The following is a 16,301-nucleotide window of genomic DNA, read 5'->3' as shown; positions in this document are numbered from 1 at the left end:
TGATCGACCGATCGTGTCTTCCCCCGGACCTGTCGGCCGCCCGGGAACGCCCTGCGGTGAGGTTTTACCTCGCCGATGCCTGTGACCCGAGAAGGGCGTGGCCTGGTTCCATCGGCAACGGGTCCTGCGTGCTGACGAGCGCCTGAATTTGGCTCTTCTCGTCGACCGAGAGCACGACGGCATGGGCGGTTGGGTCGACGTAGAGCCCAACGACATCGCGCAGTTTAGCGGCGAAGGCCGGGTCGGTGGAGAGCTTGAACTGCCGGACCCGATGCGGCTGCAGCCCATGCCCACGCCAGATCCGTTGCACTGACGAGACGCTGATGGCCGCGACCTTGCTCATGGCGGCGGCCGTCCAATGCGTGGTCTCGCCGGGCGGCTCTTCCTGCGTCAGAGCCACCTCCGGCCCCAGCGGCGGGATGCGCGCCGGCCGCGTCTTATCCCGCAGGAGCCCTGCGACGCCTTCCTGCGCGAAGCGGTCCTGCCAGCGCCAGACCGCCGTCTTGGAGACGCCCGCCTCACGCATGATCGCGTGCGTCCCGAGCCCATCGGCGCTAAGCAACACCATGCGAGCCCGCCAGACGTGCTTCTGTGGCGTGTTTCGATCCGCGACCAGGGCCTCCAACCGAAGGCGATCCGCGGCGGAGAGCTTGAAAGACGCGCCCGTGGCGCAGCAGCGCCCAGACGATGCGCGCCATCTTGGCTGCCAAGGCCACCACCGCCGTGTTGGTGTGCGCTCGCGCCAGCAACCCGCGCAGCCACTGCCCGAGCCGCGTGTCACCCTGCCGGAGCGTCTGCATCGCGGCCCGGGCGCCCTGGATGAGCGTCTTGCGCAGGTACTTGCTGCCGCGCTTGGTGATGCCGACGAGCTTGGGCTTCCCTCCGGTCGTGACCTGCCGCGGTACGAGGCCGAGCCAGGCTGCCAGGTCGCGCCCGCGCGCGAAGGTGGCCACGTCGCCGATGGCCGCAACCAGCGCGGTCGCGTTGAGCGCGCCGATGCCCGGGATGGTCGTCAGCCGCCGCGCGTTCTCGTCCGTGCGCGCCTGCTCGGCGAACTCGGCATCCAGCGCGGCGATGCGCCGGTCGAGGCTCTGCCAGCGCTCGCGCACCTCCGCCACAAGGGTGCGCATGCGCGCTGTGAGGGAGGAGACCGCCTCCGTGTCGAGTAACTCGGTTAGACAGGCAGCCAGCTTGGCCCGCCCCTGCGCTACGACATAGCCGCGCTCCAGAAGGATGGCGCGGACCTGGTTCATCAGCGCCGTGCGCTCGCCCACGAGCTGGTCGCGGACCCGGTGCAGGGTCTGCACGTCGAGCTGCGCCTCGGTTTTGAGCGCCACGAACCGCATCGTTGGGCGGGTGGCCGCCTCGGCGATGGCTTCGGCGTCGCGGTCGTCGTTCTTCTGCGCCTTGACGTACGGGCGCACGTATTCCGGCGACATCAGTCGGACCGTGTGCCCCTGCTCCACGAGGGCTCGGCCCGTGTGGTGCGCACCGCAGCACGCCTCCATTGCCACGACGCACCCCGGCAACTTCGCGCTGAAGGCGATCACCGTCTCGCGCCGCATCCGGCGGCGCAGCACGACCCGCCCAGTCCCGTCCAGCCCGACCAGGCTGCAGCTGTTCTTGCCCAGATCGATCCCCAGCACCGCGATCGTCATCGTCCCGCTCCGTCCCTTCAACTTAGCGACCCTGCAAGGCTAGCAGGGCAGCCCGGTGAGGGGCGGGCCATCCATAAAGGGGGGGCTGCCACCGGCCCGAACCCGACGGACCGGGGCAAGCCGGGCACGAAGCGCCACCTCGTCATCGACGCCGGCGGCACGCCGCTGGGGGTGAGGCTGACGGGGGCCAACCGACACGACAGCCCGGAGATGGCACCGACCCTCGATGCCATCCCGCCACTGAGCGCGGGCCGGCGCGGCCGACCGCGCCGACGCCCTGACAAGCTGCACGCCGACAAGGCCTACGATGCCAAGGCGCGCCGGCAGGAGTGCCGGGCGCGGGGGATCGTTCCGCGCATCGCCCGCAAGGGCATCGAGAGCAGCGAGAGGCTTGGCCGACACCGATGGGTGGTCGAGCGCACCTACGCGTGGTTCAACCGCTTCCGCCGCCTGCCCATCCGCTACGAGCGCCGCGCCGACATCTAGGAGGCCTTCACCACCCTCGCGGCAAGCCTCATCACACTCAACCAGATCTACCGGTTCTGTTAGGCGCTCTTAACCACCAGCAGCACGGCGTGCGAGTCGGCCGCGGCTGAGCGCCTGCAGCACCGGCCCCAGGCTGAACTCTCCTCGCCGCTGCCGGTCGACCAGCGCGCGCAGGTAGCCCCCCGGCGCCTTGATGTGCTCAGCCCGCTGCAGGATCGCTGCAAGTGTCACCGCTGCCGCATCATCGCCCATCACCTCACGGGCTTCGCCCCAAGCATGAGGGCTGATCCCAAGTATGGACCGGACGAGACCTGCGGTGTCGATGAGATCCCGCCAGGAGCCGATGCCGCCCCGAGCGTAGCTCCGAATGTCGGGGCATGCGTCTAGGACGAGACCGAGTGGGTAAGTGGTGCGGGTCGGGAGGTGAGCGGTGGCCGCCCCCTGCCCTGCCTCACCGCGTGCGGCCGGCGCGTCGTTTACCGGACCGGGCGATGTCGATCCCTTCCCCCCCATCTTGGAGGCTGGTTCATAACTAAAAAGTTCGGGGTTTGAATTCTGACAGTGCCGCTCATCCTGACCGGCATTGCCGCTCGAATTCGCGACTTCTTGATGCGCAAGCAACAGCTTGCCCACGTCGGCCGCCAGCCCAGCCAGGGCCTCTGCAGTCGCGTCCAAATTGGCGCGGGCAGCCACGCGGGGCAGGGCGCCCAGGATCGCGCCGTAGCGGGCTCTCAACGGCTCCGCGGCGCCCGGCGCGCCCTCCGCCGCCTCCAGAGCCTGGATCAGCTTCACGCAGTCCCGGCGCAGCAGCGTAACGCGCTCGCGGACCACGCGCAGCGCCATCGCCGCGGCGCGCACGGTCTCGGCTAAATCAGCGAACTCGGACGCGCGGGCGACAAGCGGGGCGAGGTCGAAGCCGTAGGCCTGTGCGACTTGGCCCCCTGCCCCGCGCCGGCAGTAGCGCTTTCCATTCGGGCTATCCCGGCGGATGACGATGCCGGCCTCTACCAGGGCGGCGAGATGGCGCCGGATCGTGGACTCGGCCATACCGCGCGTGCGCGAGCCCAGCGCCCGGTTCGACGGGAAGACGACGAGCCCGGGCCCCTCCCCGATCTGCAGCGCGGTCTCTGGCAGGAAGCTTGCCAGCGCGTCGAGCACGGCGAGGCTCGGCGACGAGAGGCCGAGCTGCGCGCGCGCCTCGGTGATGTCGCGGAGCACGGTCCACTTCTGGACGGTGGTCTCGCGCAGGCAGCAGTCTGCGTTCGCCTGCGCTCGCACTTGCGCAGCCGTCAACGATCGCCGCCCGAAGGGCGTCGTAATGTGGAGCATGCTCGGATCGAGTACCGGGCCAAGATGGGGCGTTCGCCGTCACGCAATCACGCGCGGTCGGCGGTGTTCAGCCTTGCGATGTGCCGGGAGATGTGATTCTCTGGGTCTGCCAGGACTACAGAGAGGGGGTCTGCCGCACTTCGGTTCGGTGGGCCCTTTCTTTTGACGGTGTCCTCGTCTCCTTCCTGTTGGTGGTGGATCGGCGGGGTTAGCCCTTGCTCGCCCGGTAGGCGGCAAGGATCTCGTGAAGCCGGCCGGCAAGGTAGTCGCCGAATCCGGGCTCGATCTTCTCGTCGGTCGTCACGCGCACGCCGGACGTGCTGCGCTCGACACGGGCGAATTTCATCCCCTTGGAGTCTTTCATCGTTTCACCCTTCGGCTTGCGAGCCGGCTTCGGCGCCGCGGTGAGCGCGGTCAGCACCACGGCGAATCGCTCGTCCGACGGCTTACCGGCAAGGTCCGGGGAGGCGAGGGCGGTATCGACCTGCTCCGGTGATGCGCCCTGAATCCGGTCGGCGAGCGTGAGCCAGCGCGGGCGGCCGATCTTCGGCGCTGGCCCGATCGCGGCGAGCACGGGTGCGGGGATCGCCTCCGCCACCGCGAGGTAGTTCACGAGGTCCGGGCGATGAACGCCCATGGCCTTCAGGATCACCTCACGCGCGACGCCGGCCTGCTCCATGTTCCGGGCGAAGTGGGCCCGCTCGATGTAACTCAGATCCTCGCGGGCCAGGTTCTCGGAACCCTGCGCCACGACCAGTTCGGCGTCGCTCAGGTCTCGCACCACAGCCCGGACTGGCTTGCCGATCTCGCGGGCCGCGCGCGTGCGGCGGCGCCCGTAGGCGATCTCGTAGCGTCCCGGCGCCGCTGGATGCTTGCGCACAAGGATCGGCGTGTGCTGGCCTTCCTCCCGGACCTGGTCCACGAAGGCGGTAAAGGCCGCATCGGTGGCGTCCGGCACCCGGTCGGCGATGGCGGACGGGTCGCAGAGGTTGGGGTCCAGTTCGACAACCCCGTCTTCCGCGAGAGCGGGGGCTGTCTGCGCGAGCCAGAGGGAAGCCATGGAACGCGCAGCCCCAGATCGCTTCTCAGGCGGGGGGCGGGGCTGTAGCACCTGCTACAGGGGGTGAAGCCGTTGATTTCTCAGCATCCGCGGGGTGCGGGGCATCTGCCTGGATCGGCGAGCCCATTATCGCGGAAAGGCGTTTCTTCTGGCTCATGCGCGGCCCCACGCCCGGCCGATCAAGCTCTCGATCTCGCCGTTCACTGCGTCGAGCGCGTCAAGGGCGCGCCGGTAGGTCGATCCCGTCACTTCGTCGCGGCGTAGCGGGGTCTCGTAGACGGTCTGCCCGCGTAGTCCGGAGTTCGCGACTGCGGCCGAGTCGAGCATGGCCTTCGTCAGCACGCGCTCGCCGAACAGCCCACGCAGCATCGCGACAACCTCCGTCTGTGGGGTGTCGTTCGGCTCAAATCGAGTGACGAGGTAGCGGAACCAGTCGTGGGCCGGCGCGCCGCCCTGGGCGCGGACCGGCTCCATCAGCTCGTCCATCATGGTCAGGAATTGCCGCATGCTCGAGACATCGAGCATCTGCGGGTGGATGGTGATGAGGAGCGCCGTCGCGGCGGCGAGCGCCGAGATCGTGAGATAGCCGAGCCGGGGCGGGCAATCGATCACCACGGCGTCGTAGGCGTCCGCCACCTCGCTCAGCGCCAAGCTGATCCGAGCAAAGAAGGGGGGCTCGGTGTCGCCAGGCTGCCGCCGTGCCAAGTGCATCGGTGCCTCGAACTCGAACACCTCAAGCTCAAGGTCGGCTGGCACGAGATCCAGGCCGGTGAAATAGGTCTGCCGGATCACCTCCTGCATGCCCCGTCGCTCCGCCCCGTAGCGGATCGCGTCATAGATAGTGGGGTAGGGGGTCGCCTCGTTCTCCGGCCGGACGCCGAGCAACGTAGAGAGCGAGGCCTGTGGGTCGAGATCGATCGCCAACACGCGGTAGCCGCGCAGCACGAGGGACTGCGCGAGGTGGGCCGCGGTCGTGGTCTTGCCGGACCCGCCCTTGAAGTTCACGCAGGCGATGACTTGCAGGTGCTCGCCTGCTTCGGCATTTCGATGTGGCTGGTAGCGCCGGCCGACCCGGTCGATCTCGTGCAGATGCGCGCGGAAGGCGTGGATGTCGGCAAGCGTGTAGAGCCGGCGCCCGCCCGGCGCGACCTCGGGCTCGGAGACGAGCAGATCGGGCGAGAGTTGCCGGATCCGGCTATCGGTCACGCCGAGGATGCGTGCGACCTCGCCCGAGGTGAAGCGCCGGAGCGTCTTCGTCTCGGAGGGCGAGAACACGACGGCCGCGATCTCGCGCAGCTTCCGCTCAAGAAGGCGTGCGTCCTTCCCGGCTGTGGTGTTCGGCGCGGGCGCGAGGGGCCCGAGAGGAACGTGCTGATTCATGCTCCCGACTCGTTTGCGGTTTGGTGACGAATATCACCCTAGCACCGCAAGCGAGCATAGAGGACCGATTCGGTTTCGGGAGTCGAGTCCCGCGCAAGCCCGGCACAAGCTCGATCGCGGATTCGCGTGTGGAGGAACCCGCGGGTCGGACCTGCGTTCCGGACGCCTTGATGCAGGGCTCGGTTCGACAGACCAGCGCATCGACGATGCGGACCTGTCCGTGCTCCGGCTCCGCGATCAACACTGCGGATCGCAGGCGCAAGAGGTAGGTGTTGAAGGTACCACCAGACGCCGTGAGCCTAAGCGTATCCGCAAGGGCAGCGCGCGCGGTTGCCACCGGCCACGTCTCGGCGAGTTGCCAGAGCATCGACCCCGCGCCCGGGATACGCTCGGCCCAGAACGCGGCGAGGTCCGGTCCCGGCTCGGGCACGACCGGGATCTTCATCTCGCCGAGCGCAAGGAATCCTTCGTCCGTTGCGTAGAACAGGCTGCCGCGCTGTTCGATCCGGCACGCACCCCACAGGCGGGAACTCGTAGATCTTGAAGGTGTCGCCCGTGCGCTCCAGCCCAGCGGCGACCGCCCACTGCGCTTCCATCATGCCGGTAGGGTGCGCAGCCGCCAGCGCGGCGAGCGGGCGGCGCTCGGCACCGATGGTGGGACGGTGGAGGGCGGCGGCGCTGCGCTCTTAGGCAGGCCTGACTGCACGCTGCAGTCCGGGCCGCGTTGGCCAAGCCGCAGCGGCGTTGTCCGCGCAGGGTGCGGCTGGCGCAGCAGACCCATGAGGGGCCAGCCCGGCGCCGCGGACGCACCCTGAGCGCCGAGGGCCCGACAGGCCTCGGCAAGCGCGCGGGCGGCATCCATCAGTGTCCCCGCTTGGCGGGTCAGGTCGGTAGAGCGGTCGCACATTTCAGCGCGCCCCGCCTCCCGCTAGGCCGCCTGCCCGCAGCTCCCAGCCGATCCGTGTCGGCAGGCATGGTGGCCGATGATGGAAAAGCCCGAGAGGGCGCGGGGCGTCGCCTCTCTGCGGGCCATAGCACCGACCAGGGAATTTTCGATGCCCACAATCAGGGAGTATCGGTTCTCTGTCACCTTGTGGGGCGGTGAGAATAAGAACGGGAGCCTTCGCTCTGGGCGGAGATTCGGAGGATTAGAGGTAGCCCGGATCCGCCCATGCCCAAACGTTTGCTCCCCTTCATTCCAGCCTCGCTGCGCGTCATCGCGGTCTCGCCCGAGCCCGAGCGGGTGACGGTGCTGGCAGTGCCACGATCGACTACGCCGAGCTGTCCAGCCTGCCGCAGGCGATCGGATCGCGCCCACGGCCACTACAAACGCTGCCTCGCCGATCTGCCCTGGCAGTGCCGCTCCGTCTGTCTGCGCCTGCACCTGCGCCGCCTGCGCTGCGGCAATCCTGCCTGCCCCCGCTGCACCTTCACCAAGAGCTTGCCGGACCTCGCGGTCCCGCATGACCGGCGAAACCGCGCTCCACTACGGCGCATCATAGGATTAGAATGCTGATGCCCGAGCAACGGCGGCCGGTGGCAGCGTTGGCGGGCAATCCAAGCGGTGCCCGGATGCGGCCGGAGGACCAGGGCTGGACCCAGGGCAGGCGGCCGCCCTCCAAGTCGACGATGATGCAGTCGGTAACCTCGCGATACACGTTGGTACGATCCGGCGTGGGCCGGGGAGGGGAGTGCGCCATCGGACAGACCTTCGCGACGAGCGGCCGCGGAGCCTCTCTCCCGACCTCTAAACCCGTCACGCGCCGCGCACTTGACCTCTCCCTCTCGACGGGGCGCCCAACGGCGACCGCAACAAGGGAGCGTGCGGGCAGCGCTCCGGCCCCATCGGTGCCGCAAGTCCTGCCAGCGCGCCGGTTGGCATCGGCTCAAGACGCGAGCGTCCCCAACGGGGCGGCACGTGACGGCGGACGAGGGCGAGCAGGGCTGCGGCAGTCTCGGCCCGCCCGCTGCAGGCCTTCACCGCGTCGGGATCGGGAGCGGGCACGCGGTCGATCACGGTGAGCCGTGTGGCGACCCGGGTGCCGTGCGGGGCGAACAGGCGCACGTCGAGGGCGGCGCTGAAGACGATGTGCGCGGTCCGATCGCGCCGCAAGCGAGCTAAGGCTTCGGCGCCGGTCGGGCGATCTGGCGCGAGCGCTTGCCCGGTGATCGCGACCAGACGTCTGCCCGGTGCGAGGCGGGCCAGGGCGGCGTCGAAGTGGCGTCGCGCAGCATCGGTGACGCGCCGCGGCACCCCATGGGCGGCGGCGATCAGCGCATCGGCCGTGGGGTGCCGCGACGCGAGGGGAGGGGACGCGGGACGGCAGGATGGCAGCAGACGAGATCATGGAAGGCTCCGTTGAGATGACGGCCGCGTCGCGGGCCTGCTCTTGCGCGCGCCTGCGACTTTCGCGAACTTCCCGACTGTGCCCGGCCTCTCCTGCGCCGTGGGTAACGCCGCATCGCCGCGGCAGCCCGGGCATGCAGAGCGACGCGCAGCCCATCTCGGGACGGGCAACGGGCGGCTCCCACCGGACCAGCGCACGGCCCGCTGCGCAGCGGGCCGGCGTCGGTCGAGGCGGAGGAAGGCCCTGGCGCTACTCGGCCGCTTGCGGCCAGGCTTCTGCCTCCGGCAAGGCGCTCGCGTCCGGGTCGGTCAGGAAGGCGGGAAGCACGGTGCCGGTCTCCGCGGCCGCGCCGTGGTCGACACCATTCCGGGGCAGGGGAGGGGGCTTCGTCGCCCTCCTCAGGCGTGCGCAGCGGCTGCGGCAGCCATCCGGTGCTGGCCACGAATCGTTCCGCTTCCGCGGCCATGTCGGCCTTGCGCAGATGGTCGATGAGTTGAACCGCCGTCTCGCCCTTCGCCTCTCGCACCGCGGCGAGGATGCCGGCCTTCGTCGTGCGCCCGAAATAATTCGCGACGTTCGGCGTGAAGCTGCGGGTCATGTCGAGGCCGACTTGCCGGGCGATCCGGTCGGCGGGCGACACGGCGCGGTCGAGCTGAGCGTGCGGCAGGATCACGGCATTGAGGCTGAGTGACGTGCAATGCGCGAGGAGGTCATGCCGGCTATCATGATCGGAGACGCGCAATGCCGACCAGAGATCCTGGGGCCGGGATGGTAGTTGCTGGGACCAACTGGCATGCCGCTCGGCGATCGCAGCCGCCGCCGGGTTGTCGGCAAGCCCCGGCACGGCGCTCGCCAGGGCGATGTGGCGCGCCTTGATCTCTAGGCATGTCTCCCTCGCGCCGCTCCCCCGCTAGAAGGTCCGGAGCGTAAGAGCATGCAGCAGAGCGAGCAATGCGGCGTCGGGATCGCGGGCGAGCGCGTCGCGCAGGCCGAGGGCGTGCACGCTCATCAGATCGGTCAGAAGCCGGTCGGAGATCACGGCCCCGGCCTGCAGCGGCGAGGTAGGCTCGACATTCAGCTGGCGCGAAGCGGGTTAGGCTGCGCCGTATGGCGTCCCAGAGATCTGGGATGGTTCGCGCCGCGGCGCAGCGCAGCAGCGCCTTCAGCTTCGCGAAGGCCATCTCGATCGGGTTGAAGTCGGGCGAGTAGGCTGGGAGGTAGAGCAGCCGGGCTCCCACCACCTCGATCTGCTCGCGGACGCCGCTGACCTTGTGGGCTGGCAGGTTGTCCATGACGACCGTGTCGCCGGGCTGGAGCGTTGGAGCGAGCACGTCGGCCACGTAGGTGCGGAAGGCATGCCCGTTCATGGCACCGTCCAGCAGCCAGGGTGCGGTGATGCCGCTGGTGCGCAGACCCGCCGTGACGGTGGTGGTTTTCCAGTGGCCCTGTGGCACGCTCATCCGGCAGCGTTCGCCCCGTGGAGCGCGCCCGTAGCGCCGGGCCATGGCGGTGTTGGCTGCGGTCTCGTCGATGAAAACGAGGCGATCTGGGTCGAGGTCGAGTTGGCCCTCGAACCACGCCTCGCGCGCAGCTCTCACGTCCTCCCGGTCCTGCTCGGCCGCGTGCCCCGTACTTTTTTTCGCGAGATGCCGTGGCGCTTGAAGAAGCGCGAGAGGCTACTCTGGGCCACGCAGATGCCGTGCTCGGCGAGAGCCGCACGGAGTTCGTGCAGGTAGATGCCGGGCTGCGCCTCGTAGAGGGAGACGATCAGGTCGGCCCGCGCCTCGATCTGGTGCGAGCGCTGATCACCGCCCATCGGCTTGGGCGCGACGTGGCCCTCACGGGCGAAGCGATCACACCACCGACTGGCGCTCGCCAGGCTGACCCCAAAGCGTTCGGCAGCTTTGTGCCGGGAGGCGCCGGCCGCGACGGCAACGACCACGCGCTGACGCAGATCGACGGACAGGGCTGAGGACATCGGCGCTCTCCTTCGCCGACCAACCCGTCACCTCGCTAGCCGTTTCATCACGCTCGGATGGTGCTCTAAGCGGCCTCCAGCGTCCGCCGCAGGAATGTGATGAGCCTGAGGTGGTGCTCGTTCTCATCCTCGCCATGCGGGCTGTGATCCTGGCCCGCCAACAGATGCACTTCCGGGGTGCGCCCAGCTTGCAGCAAGCGAGCTTCGAGCCGCTGAGTCATCGCCACCGACCACATTGCGTCCCGTGTGCCGTGGCTGAGGAACATTCACCGCTTGCCGAGCGCCAAAGTCCCATCTTCCATGAATGAAAAGACGATGCCGTGGCTTCGGAGCGCCTGGATTGTCGCTTGGCAGGCGCGCCGGGAGGCACTCACGTCTTCGTCTTCGAGCCGGCGAACGGTCGAAAAAGAAAGGCCAGCCGCTTCGGCGAGTTGCTGCATCGACCATCCGAGCAGGGCGCGACCCGCGCGTAGATGAAACCCGCGGACGAGCTGTTCCAGGCTCTGCCGCACCGCGCCGGGCGTCATCCCGGTGAGTTGAAGGGGCGCGATGTAGTTCACCCAGCCGTCTGGGCCGCCGGCAGCGTTCCGCATCGGCACCATCACCATCCGATACGGTCTGATCTCGCCGCTGGCCAGGATGAGACGGGGCTGTGTGTGGACGACCTGTCGCGCCAGATAGAGTTCGCGACCATGGTCGCGCCAGCGGGCGCGCTCCTCCTTCAAGACAGGGAGCGTCGGCTCCTCGAGCAATTCCTTCCGCGGCAGCCCGACCAGCTCCAGCCATTCTGGTGAGAAGTCGGTGTAGGGATAGACGGGAGTTGCGGAGGTGAACGCGCCGGTTTGCTCGAAAAGAGTCCTCTTCCGCCGACGTTCCGCCGCCTGTGCGCGCGCCAGCATCTCGCGGTCGCTCACATCGATCAGCACGCCCATGGCCTGCAGCGGACGCCCGTCAGGCGCCACAATCACCTCGCCACGGCTCATCACGGTGCGCATCGTCCCGTCCGGACGGATGATCCGGAAGGATTGCTGCGTCATCTGACCGGTTTGGAGCAATTCCGACGTCGAGGTGACGTTGTCCCGGTCCTCTGGGTGAACGAGGGCGAGGAGAAGGCCGTATTCCGGTCGGGCCGAATTCGGCTCGAGCCCGAGGATCCGGAACAGGCCCGGCGACCAGACATGCTCGTTCGCGGCGAATGTCCACGACCACGTCCCCGTTAGCCCGAAGCCTTCGACCAAGCGAAGGATACTCTGTGATGGAAGGGGGCGCGCAACGTTGATCATCGTCAGCGTTTGTTTAGCTGCTGAGGCAAAGTTGTGTCAGATCACGAAATTTGCTTTGACGTGTTTCTGAGATCGCTATGGTCTTTTTTTGCTGAATTCGGCTGTACCAAGCTAAGGTTGCAAGCGAAGCGGCGATTTCAGATATGGGACGTCTGCTTCTTGGCAGAGAGCCAGGGTCTGCTCCCCACCGAGGCTGTGTGAAAACGTAGCGGTTCTGATAGTCTCTGTGGGACAGCGGAGGCGTGTATGGCGCGGTTCATCTGTGGTGCGGATCGCCACCAAGTCACGCTGTTGCCGAACCGGTTGGACGACTATGTGTCCGAAGACAATCCGGTGCGCGTCGTCGACCTGTTCGTAGACGAGCTCGATCTCACGGCCCTGGGCTTTGCGAGCATGATGCCGGCCGCGACCGGACGGCCCGGGTACCATCCCGCGACGCTGCTGAAGCTCTACCTCTACGGCTACGTCAACCAAGTTACTTCCAGCCGCCGTCTGGAGCGTGAGGCCGGTCGCAACGTCGAGCTGATGTGGCTGACCGGCCGCCTCGCCCCCGACTTCAAGACCATCGCCGACTTCCGGCGCGATAATGGTCCTGCGATCCAGGCCGCCTGCCGCCAGTTCGTGGTGCTGTGCCGACAACTCGGCCTCCTGGCCGGTGGTATCGTGGCTCTCGACGGCAGCCGCTTCAAAGCGGTGAACACGCGTGATCGCAATTTTACCCCGGCGGCGGTCCGGCGCCGCATCGAGCAGATCGAGGCCAGCATCGCGCGCTATCTCGCCGCCCTCGACACCGCCGATCGCCAGGAGGACGAGGTCGCCCACGTGCGCAAGGTGCGCATCGCGGAGCGTCTGGACGCCCTGCGGACGCGGATGCGCGAACTGCAGGCGATGGAGACGCTCGTCGAAGCCGCCCCCGACCGGCAGATCTCGCTGACCGATCCGGACGCGCGGGCGATGGCCACGCGCGGCAAGGGGACGGGGATGGTCGGCTACAACGTGCAGGCGGTCGTCGACACCGAGCATCATCTGATCGTCGCCCACGAGGTCACCAACGTCGGGCACGACCGCACCCAACTGGCGCACATGAGCCGCCAGGGCCAAGTCGCAACCGGGCATGAAGCGCTCAGCGTGCTGGCTGACCGCGGCTACTTCTCGGGCGAGGAGATCCTAGCCTGCGATCAGGCCGGCATCGCGGTGACACTGCCCAAACCGCTGACCTCGGGTGCCAAGGCGGAAGGGCGCTTCGGCAAACAGGACTTCGTCTACGAGGCGGAGACGGATACCTACCGCTGTCCGGCCGGTGAGCAGCTCCCCTACCGCTACACGAATGTTGAGGGTGGGCTGACGCTACGGCGCTACTGGACGACAGCCTGCCACGGCTGCGCGCTCAAGGCGCGCTGCACGCCAGCCAAGGAGCGGCGGGTGACGCGCTGGGAGCACGAGGCGGTATTGGAAGCCGTGCAGCGCCGGCTCGACGCGGATTCTCACGCGATGCGCACGCGGCGGCAAACGGTCGAACACGTGTTCGGGACGCTCAAGGGCTGGATGGGGGCGACCCACTTCCGGACGCGACGGTTGAAAAACGTGGCGACCGAGATGAGCCTACAAGTCCTGGCCTATAATCTGAAGCGGGTGATGGCGATCCTCGGCACTGGACCGCTCCTCAGCGCCCTCCGGGCGTGACAGCACGCCGCACCTCGCGCACCATCTCCGCTCCGCACCGATAGACCAAAACGCGTTCTCACACAGTCTCCACCCTAAGCGGTCGTGAGGCGATCGCGCGCTACGGCTGCTCGTTGGCCTCAGGGCGCCCCTGCATTCGGCATTTCCATGAACCTCTGTTGGTCTCGGTGCTGGCGTCATCTCGCTGCCAATCCCCAGCCCCAGTGCAATCTCGGAGGATCAGCGTCCGTCGATCCCCCGAGAAAGCGTAGGTACATTCCCTCTCGTCGTCATATGCACTGGGAGCCGCGAGGCGCTGTCCACGCACATGCCAGCGTTCGCAGTAATCCCAACCATCACCTGCATCGAACGACACGCCGCCGAGCATCCGGCCACGTTCGAAGCACCACGTCGAGGTTGAGGTCGGCCAACGCGTGCGCTTGGGATGCGTGGTGGTTCGCGTCCAGCATCCGTAGAACAGGCGCTTGGCACGGTAGGGTGTCGCCGTATCCAACGCAGAGGAATGGACCACCGTTGCCAGAAGGCTCAGACAGGCCAGCATCAAAGCGGCAGACCTGGGCAGGAGGTTTGAGACAAGCTGCATCAGCGCCTTATAGCCCGAACTTACCGTAACTTTATTGCGACGACTGCTTCCAACCCCGAGCGGTCTTCTGGTTGTGCGATCATGCATGTGAGAAAAACGAAGGTTTATCATCCACTTAAATCTGTAAGGTTTGCGTGCCTGCTAATCAAACGGTGAGGAGCGGACGAAGCTGCATGTGAGTACGGCGACGCCAATCGCTTGGGGTCGTACCCGTCCAGTGCAGGAAGGCCCGGCTGAAATGGGCCGCATCCGCATAGCCGAGTTCGACGCCGATCCGACCAATCGGCAGCGTTTCGTCTGACAGGAGCGCCTTCGCCCGGCGGATCAGCACGCTGCGCTGAAGGTCGGCATACCGCCTACCGGTCTCCTCCAGGCGGCGCTGCAGCGTCCTGCGCGAGAGGCCGAGACGGCCGGCAATGCCATCGATGGTGGGGCGGGCCCCATCCAGCCCGAGTTCGATCAGGTGCGTGACGCAGGCCACAAGGTCCTCGCCGATCGGCTCGTCCTCAGACGCATGCACCTGGGTCGGATCAAAGCGTTTCGGGTTCCCGGCATCGAGATGGTCGGCGGGGAAGACCAGGCCGGCCCGAGCCCCAAGAACTATCTCGCAGCCGAGCAGCGCCTCGATCCTGGGACGTTCCGCCAAATGCGCGCCCGTTACCACGGCTCGCTCTGGCCGCCATGCGGGGCCAAGGAAATGGCGCACCGTACCGAGCAGGTAGCCGAGCGCGAGGATCTCGTTCGCCTGACGCCCGCTGTCGATCCGCTCGGCCACGGCGTAGCCGTAGAACGCGCTCCGATCCTGTCGGCGCAGCCCTGTCCAGGTCGCGGTCTGAAGGAGAAGCGGGGTGACGATCTCGACACGTGCGAGGGCGGCCCCGAGCGTGGCGGCAGACTGAACCTGTTGGCCGATAGGCCCCAGTCCGGTGATCCCGGTGCGCATTGAGAGCCGGGCCGGTAGGGCCGGGTCGCCGATCTCGCGCATGGCCGCATCGACGAGCCGGAGCTGATCACGCAGCAGGATCAGGCGGTCAGGCGTGTCGAGAAGCGTCAGCGGTATTCCGGCCCGGCCGAACACCCGCGCGACCGAGCCACCCGCCGCCGTGATGGCCTCCGCGATCGGTCCCATGGTGCGTGCCCGGGTCAGACCGTATGCCGGCATGAGCGTCTCCCCACTGCAGGGTCGGTGCATTGGCACCGAATGGCAAGGGCGCGCGCTGCAATCCGCTTAGGCCTGGATCTGCCCGCGGGGCACAGTCGCGGTGGGATGCTCTCAGGCGTCCTGCGCGTCGGCACGGAGAGGACCCATCAGGAGCACGCCATGGCAAGGCTCGCATTCGATGATCGCAACATCGTCTGGCGGACGGTCGAGGGCTTCGATCACGCCGCCTATCATATCCTGAGTGTCGATGAGGATGCCCGGATCGTCGACCTGCTGTTCAAGTTCGCCGCAAACGAGCGGATCGCGCTGCATCGCCATGCAGCGGCCTACCGGACCCTCGTCCTACAGGGCGAGCTGCGGATTTACCGGTCGAACGGGGAGCTCAAAGAGGTTCGACCGTTCGGGAGCTATGTCGCGGGCAAAGCCGGAGGCGAGCCTCATACCGAAGGCGGCGGCGACCAGGACGTGATCGTCTACTTCACGAACCGCGATATCGACGGCCCCGTCTACGAGATCCTCAACGAGCACCACCAGGTCGTCGCGACCTTCGGGATCCCGGAGTTCAAGGCGCTCTACGAGGCACAGTCGTCATGCGCCGCCTGATCCTTGCGAACCGCCCGCGCCTGAACCCGATCGATCGACGCGCGCGGATGAGGCCCATTGCGGAGGCTTGGGTCTCGAATGCGCGCCGATCGGTGTGGGTCGGCGCGCTCGCGCTTCACCTGATGGCACTTGGAATGTCCCAGGCCGACGCGGCAGAAGCGCAGCCGGTCCGGCTGGCAGTGTTGCCGATCAAGCTCCTCGACACCTCCGGCGAGCCGGTCGACCAATCGCGGCAGCATGCGGAACGGATGCAGCGCCTTGCCAAGGATCTGGCGTCCGATCTCACTCGCTCGGGACGATACCAAGCGACGCTGCTGCCTGCCGAGCGCCTGCTGAAGGACTGCCCCGTTGGTGACGCTCAGTGCCTGCTGCGGGCATCCCGGGCGCGGGGAGCCGAGTTGGTTCTCGTTGGCGTCGTGCACAAGAGCAGTACGCTGATCCTGCAGCTCTGGGCCCGACTCGTGGATGCCCGCACCGGCCGGGATGTCTTCTCACGCGATCTCAACTTCCGCGGCGATACCGACGAGGCGTGGCAGCGAGCCGAAGCCTTCCTTGTCGCTCAGATCCGTGACGCCAGCGCGGAAGAGCCGGCAGGCGACTTGGGCCGCCGCCCCTGAAGGCGACTGGCGCAACTGGTATGTGGGCGACCGCTCGTCAAAGATCTCCTTCGTTCTGGCCCAGCCCGGGCTGCAGGTTTTTGCGAAGCACCATGTTAACTGCGTGCTGCTACATAGCTGATTATGAAGCG

General features: G+C 67.6%; 13 protein-coding genes and 4 pseudogenes. 6 read left to right on the top strand and 11 right to left on the bottom strand.

Annotation, left to right across the window (positions count from 1 at the left end; translation table 11 throughout):
- Positions 1-94 precede the first annotated feature (94 nt).
- Positions 95-625, bottom strand: a pseudogene (locus tag M2437_RS00700) (IS630 family transposase); the annotation flags it as partial.
- Positions 626-647: 22 nt separating this feature from the next.
- Positions 648-1,658, bottom strand: a pseudogene (locus tag M2437_RS00695) (IS110-like element ISMmg1 family transposase); the annotation flags it as partial.
- Positions 1,659-1,733: 75 nt separating this feature from the next.
- On the opposite strand from M2437_RS00695, the pseudogene M2437_RS00690 reads away from it, so the two are divergent.
- Positions 1,734-2,207: pseudogene (locus tag M2437_RS00690) on the top strand (IS5 family transposase); the annotation flags it as partial.
- A 6-nt stretch (positions 2,208-2,213) separates the two neighbouring features.
- On the opposite strand, the gene repC reads toward M2437_RS00690, so the two are convergent.
- The 3 genes from repC to repA all read right to left on the bottom strand — a co-directional run bounded on the left by repC (position 2,214) and on the right by repA (position 5,913).
- Positions 2,214-3,473: a plasmid replication protein RepC gene (gene repC / locus M2437_RS00685; protein WP_253386694.1), complete on the bottom strand. Its 1,260-nt coding sequence runs from the start codon at positions 3,471-3,473 to the stop codon at positions 2,214-2,216.
- Between the two features lie 208 nt (positions 3,474-3,681).
- Positions 3,682-4,533, bottom strand: a complete 852-nt coding sequence (repB, locus tag M2437_RS00680) for a plasmid partitioning protein RepB (RefSeq protein WP_253374188.1) — start codon at positions 4,531-4,533, stop codon at positions 3,682-3,684.
- A 153-nt stretch (positions 4,534-4,686) separates the two neighbouring features.
- Positions 4,687-5,913, bottom strand: coding sequence for a plasmid partitioning protein RepA (repA, locus tag M2437_RS00675; protein ID WP_253374187.1), 1,227 nt, complete (start codon positions 5,911-5,913; stop codon positions 4,687-4,689).
- A gap of 1,171 nt (positions 5,914-7,084) precedes the next feature.
- Here repA and M2437_RS00670 point away from each other — a divergent pair.
- Positions 7,085-7,429: a transposase family protein gene (locus tag M2437_RS00670; RefSeq protein WP_253374186.1), complete on the top strand. Its 345-nt coding sequence runs from the start codon at positions 7,085-7,087 to the stop codon at positions 7,427-7,429.
- Here the strand turns inward: M2437_RS00670 and M2437_RS00665 are convergent.
- Both M2437_RS00665 and M2437_RS00660 read right to left on the bottom strand, forming a co-directional pair.
- Positions 7,410-7,613, bottom strand: coding sequence for an ArdC-like ssDNA-binding domain-containing protein (locus tag M2437_RS00665; protein ID WP_253386695.1), 204 nt, complete (start codon positions 7,611-7,613; stop codon positions 7,410-7,412). The genes M2437_RS00670 and M2437_RS00665 overlap by 20 nt on opposite strands.
- Before the next feature lie 56 nt (positions 7,614-7,669).
- Positions 7,670-8,026: a hypothetical protein gene (locus M2437_RS00660; RefSeq protein ID WP_253374185.1), complete on the bottom strand. Its 357-nt coding sequence runs from the start codon at positions 8,024-8,026 to the stop codon at positions 7,670-7,672.
- Positions 8,027-8,589: 563 nt separating this feature from the next.
- On the opposite strand from M2437_RS00660, the gene M2437_RS00655 reads away from it, so the two are divergent.
- Entirely contained in the window at positions 8,590-8,952 is a 363-nt protein-coding gene (locus M2437_RS00655; protein WP_277570157.1) for a hypothetical protein, read from the top strand.
- 355 nt (positions 8,953-9,307) lie between these two features.
- On the opposite strand, the pseudogene M2437_RS00650 reads toward M2437_RS00655, so the two are convergent.
- The 3 genes and pseudogenes from M2437_RS00650 to M2437_RS00640 all read right to left on the bottom strand — a co-directional run.
- A pseudogene (locus M2437_RS00650) lies at positions 9,308-10,239 on the bottom strand (IS630 family transposase); the annotation flags it as partial.
- A gap of 65 nt (positions 10,240-10,304) precedes the next feature.
- Positions 10,305-10,505: an alpha/beta hydrolase family protein gene (locus M2437_RS00645; protein ID WP_253386696.1), complete on the bottom strand. Its 201-nt coding sequence runs from the start codon at positions 10,503-10,505 to the stop codon at positions 10,305-10,307.
- Positions 10,506-11,477 carry a PAS domain-containing protein gene (locus tag M2437_RS00640; protein WP_253374183.1) on the bottom strand — a complete coding sequence of 324 codons (972 nt, stop codon included), beginning with the start codon at positions 11,475-11,477 and terminating at the stop codon, positions 10,506-10,508. It lies immediately after the preceding gene.
- Between the two features lie 291 nt (positions 11,478-11,768).
- Here M2437_RS00640 and M2437_RS00635 point away from each other — a divergent pair, with 291 nt between their 5' ends.
- Positions 11,769-13,205 carry an IS1182 family transposase gene (locus M2437_RS00635; protein WP_253386697.1) on the top strand — a complete coding sequence of 479 codons (1,437 nt, stop codon included), beginning with the start codon at positions 11,769-11,771 and terminating at the stop codon, positions 13,203-13,205.
- Positions 13,206-13,933: 728 nt separating this feature from the next.
- Here M2437_RS00635 and M2437_RS00630 read toward each other — a convergent pair.
- Positions 13,934-14,950: an AraC family transcriptional regulator gene (locus M2437_RS00630; protein ID WP_253386698.1), complete on the bottom strand. Its 1,017-nt coding sequence runs from the start codon at positions 14,948-14,950 to the stop codon at positions 13,934-13,936.
- A 159-nt stretch (positions 14,951-15,109) separates the two neighbouring features.
- Here M2437_RS00630 and M2437_RS00625 point away from each other — a divergent pair, with 159 nt between their 5' ends.
- Both M2437_RS00625 and M2437_RS00620 read left to right on the top strand, forming a co-directional pair.
- A complete protein-coding gene (locus M2437_RS00625; RefSeq protein ID WP_253386699.1) occupies positions 15,110-15,553 on the top strand; it encodes a cupin domain-containing protein in 444 nt (147 codons plus the stop codon).
- Positions 15,541-16,170, top strand: a complete 630-nt coding sequence (locus M2437_RS00620) for a DUF2380 domain-containing protein (RefSeq protein WP_253386700.1) — start codon at positions 15,541-15,543, stop codon at positions 16,168-16,170. The genes M2437_RS00625 and M2437_RS00620 overlap by 13 nt, the downstream gene beginning before the upstream one ends.
- The last annotated feature ends 131 nt before the right edge of the window (positions 16,171-16,301 follow it).

This window comes from Methylorubrum pseudosasae (genome assembly GCF_029504475.1).
GTDB lineage: Bacteria > Pseudomonadota > Alphaproteobacteria > Rhizobiales > Beijerinckiaceae > Methylobacterium > Methylobacterium extorquens.
The sequence above is the reverse complement of the archived record's forward strand: the minus strand, read 5'-3'. Positions and strand labels throughout refer to the sequence as shown.